This is a genomic window from Streptomyces laculatispora (assembly GCF_017353455.1).
GTDB classification, from domain to species: domain Bacteria; phylum Actinomycetota; class Actinomycetes; order Streptomycetales; family Streptomycetaceae; genus Streptomyces; species Streptomyces laculatispora.
Window position 1 is genome coordinate 1 of sequence record NZ_JAFMPZ010000651.1, and the last position, 3,391, is coordinate 3,391.

Annotated in this window: 3 protein-coding genes; 2 read left to right on the plus strand and 1 reads right to left on the minus strand. The window is 67.9% G+C overall.

Translation table 11 applies throughout. The features are described 5' to 3' along the window. On the minus strand, positions 1-1,934 hold a 1,934-nt coding region (locus J1C73_RS33875; protein ID WP_207319709.1), incomplete at its 3' end, for a transglycosylase domain-containing protein. A gap of 222 nt (positions 1,935-2,156) precedes the next feature. On the opposite strand from J1C73_RS33875, the gene J1C73_RS33880 reads away from it, so the two are divergent. Both J1C73_RS33880 and J1C73_RS33885 read left to right on the plus strand, forming a co-directional pair. Then, on the plus strand, positions 2,157-3,128 hold the full coding sequence (locus tag J1C73_RS33880) for an SPFH domain-containing protein (protein ID WP_207319710.1): 972 nt from the start codon (positions 2,157-2,159) through the stop codon (positions 3,126-3,128). Next, on the plus strand, positions 3,125-3,367 hold the full coding sequence (locus J1C73_RS33885; protein WP_207319711.1) for a type II toxin-antitoxin system antitoxin: 243 nt from the start codon (positions 3,125-3,127) through the stop codon (positions 3,365-3,367). The genes J1C73_RS33880 and J1C73_RS33885 overlap by 4 nt, the downstream gene beginning before the upstream one ends. The last annotated feature ends 24 nt before the right edge of the window (positions 3,368-3,391 follow it).

Sequence of the window (3,391 nt, forward strand, 5' to 3'; positions counted from 1 at the left end):
CCACCGCCGTTGACCCGGCCGCCACCGCCGGCGCCCTTCAGGGGCACCTGGGAGCGTGCCTGCACCTTCTTGCCGCTGTCATCGGTGCGGGTGAAGGCCGCCTCACCGAAGAGACCCACGGAGGTGACCAGGTCCGGGGTGTAGCCGGTGAACCAGGCCGACTTGTTGTCGTCCGAGGTGCCGGTCTTGCCCGCGATCTGCTGGTCGGCCAGTCCCTCGGCGCCGCGCACCGCCTGGTGGGCGGTGCCGTCGTCGACCACACCGGTCAGCACGGAGGTCACGGAGTCCGCGGCCTGGCGCTTGATCACCTGGTCGCCGATCGCGTCGGGCAGCTTGATCGGTGACTCGCCCTGCTTCTGGGCCGACTTCACGATCTGCGGGGTGACCTTCTTGCCGTGGTTGTCGAGGGTCGCGTAGATCCCGGCCATCTCCATCGGGCTCGCGCCCATGGAGCCGAGGGTCTGCGCCGGCACCGCCGGGAGCCCCTTCACGTCCATGCCGAGTTCGCCCGCGGTCTGCATCACGCGGTCCATGCCGACGTCCACGCCCATCTGCGCGAAGACGGAGTTGATGGACTTGTTCATCGCGGTCTGGACGGTGACCTGGCCGTAGTCCGCGTCGTCCTCGTTCTCCGGCGCGAAGGCGACCTCGCTGCCCTTGACCGGGCGCTTGCTCGTGCCGTCGTAGCGGGTGCTGGCGGTGATCCGCTGGTTGTCCTGGGTCTGCGACTCCTGGTCGAGTGCGGCCGCGAGGATGATCGGCTTGAAGGTGGAGGCGGGCTGGTAGTCGCGCCGGGTGGCGTTGGACGTCCAGTGCTCGGTCAGGCCGCGTCCGCCGTACAGGGCGAGGACGGCGCCGGTCTTCGGGTCGACGGAGGCAGCACCGGCCTGGACGTCCTGGTCGAGCTTGCGCCCCTTGGTGTCCAGCTTGTCGGTCAGCTTCGTCTTGACCGACTTCTCCAGCTGCTGCTGCTTCTTCTTGTCGATGTTGACGGTGATCGTCCAGCCGCCGGCGTCGAACTGCGCGTCGGTGATGTTCTCCTGCTTCTGCACCGCCGCCCGCGCCGCGTTGACGATGTAGCCCTTCTGGCCGGAGAGCCCCTGCGTCGGCTTGGGGGTCTGCGGAATCTTGAACTTCATCCCCTGGCGCGCACCGGCGTCCAGCCAGTGCTGGTCGACCATGTTGTTCAGTACGTAGTTCCAGCGCTCCTTGACGAGCGCCTTCCCGTTCGGGGTGGCGACGGCCCAGTCGTACTGGCTCGGGGCCTGGAGCAGGGCTGCGAGGTAGGCACCCTCGGTGACGTCCAGCTCCTTGGCGTCCTTGCCGTAGTACGCCTGTGCCGCGGCCTGGATCCCGTAGGCGCCGCGGCCGTAGTAACTGGTGTTGATGTACCCGGCGAGGATCTCGCTCTTGCTTCTCTTCTGGTCGACCTTCAGCGAGATGACCAGCTCTTTGAGCTTGCGGGTGACCGTCTGGTCCGCGTCGAGGTAGTAGTTCTTGACGTACTGCTGGGTGATGGTCGAGCCACCCTGCTTGCCCTTGCCGGAAACGGTGTTGATCAGGCCGCGGGCGGTGCCTTTGAAGTCGACGCCCTGGTCGTGGTAGAAGGACTTGTTCTCGGCGGCCACGAAGGTCCGCTGAACATCCTTGGGCACCTCGGCGAGGCTCACGATCTCCCGGTTGACCTCGCCCGTCCGGGCCAGCAATGTGCCGTCGGAGTACTTGTATACGTTGGCCTGGAGCCGGGCCTGCGCGTTGCCCTCCGGCACCTGCACGACCATGTAGAGCACGGCGAACGCGCCCATGCCCAGCAGGCAGAGCCCGAAGGCCGCGCCCAGTAGTTTTCGCCAGGTGAAGAGCCTGCGTATGCCGCCGCTCTTCACGGCCCGCCGCGACCCGTGCCGCTGGGCTCGTCGCGCATCCGCTCGACCCATTGCTGTGTTGCTCCCGTTTCTCTGCTCGACCGGATCAGCTCGGACCTGCCAGCTAACACCGTTGGCAAGGACAGAAAGCCAACGATCCACCCTTTTCCGGACGTGACAATCAGCACCCGCCTTCAAGGGAACCGACTCACGAGAGGTGCGCAAGGTTGCCGCATCGGTTAATGTGTAATCACATTGCTAGCGCTGAGCTAGCCCACACAAACGGGGGATTCCATGACTGATCCACAGGTTCCGACCACTCCCACCGCACCGTCGGCCGACCTCACGCCGGACGCGCCGCAGATGCCGGAACCGCAGGTCCGCGAGACGACGGCACACAGCATCGCGGGCGGCATCGGCCTGCTGCTGACGGTGATAGGGGTGATCGTCGGCGTCGGACTGGCCATCGTCGGCGGCGTCGTCGGGTCGAACGGGAACAACGGCGTCGGCATCCCGGTCTGCATCCTCGGGGTCCTGCTCGCCATCGCCTCGTTCTTCTGCATGGGCGGTGTGAAGATGGTCGCACCGGGCGAGGCCCGGGTCATCCAGCTCTTCGGCCGGTACGTGGGCACGATCCGCTCCGACGGTCTGCGCTGGATCAACCCGCTGACCTCCAGCCGCAAGATCTCCACCCGGGTCCGCAACCACGAGACCGCGGTCCTCAAGGTCAACGACGCCTACGGCAACCCGATCGAGCTGGCCGCGATCGTCGTCTGGAAGGTCGAGGACACCGCGCAGGCCCTCTTCGAGGTCGACGACTTCCTGGAGTTCGTCGCCACCCAGACCGAGGCGGCCGTCCGGCACATCGCGATCGAGTACCCCTACGACGCCCATGACGAGGGCGGCCTCTCGCTGCGGGGCAACGCCGAGGAGATCACCGAGAAGCTGGCCGTGGAGCTGACCGCACGGGTGCAGGCCGCGGGCGTACGGATCATCGAGTCGCGCTTCAGCCATCTCGCGTACGCCCCCGAGATCGCCTCCGCGATGCTCCAGCGCCAGCAGGCCGGCGCCGTGGTCGCGGCACGGCAGCAGATCGTGGAGGGCGCCGTCGGCATGGTCGAGATGGCGCTCACCCGGATCGCCGAGCAGGACATCGTCGAGCTCGACGCGGAACGGAAGGCGACCATGGTGAGCAATCTGATGGTGGTGCTGTGCGGTGACCGCGCGGTGCAGCCGGTCCTCAACACAGGCACGCTCTACCAGTGACCGAGGAGACGCCGCGGCGCAGGCCGCCGAAGCCGCAGCAGCGCAAGCAGATGCTGCTGCGGCTGGACCCCGCGGTACACGACGCACTGGCGCGCTGGGCCTCGGACGAACTGCGCAGCGCGAACGCGCAGATCGAGTTCCTGCTGCGGCGGGCGCTCGCGGAGGCGGGGCGGCTGCCGGGCGCGGCGGCGCCGATCCCGCGCCGCGGGCGGCCACCGAAGGCCCCCGGGGCGGAATGACCTCCCGGGGGCCCCGCCCCCGGG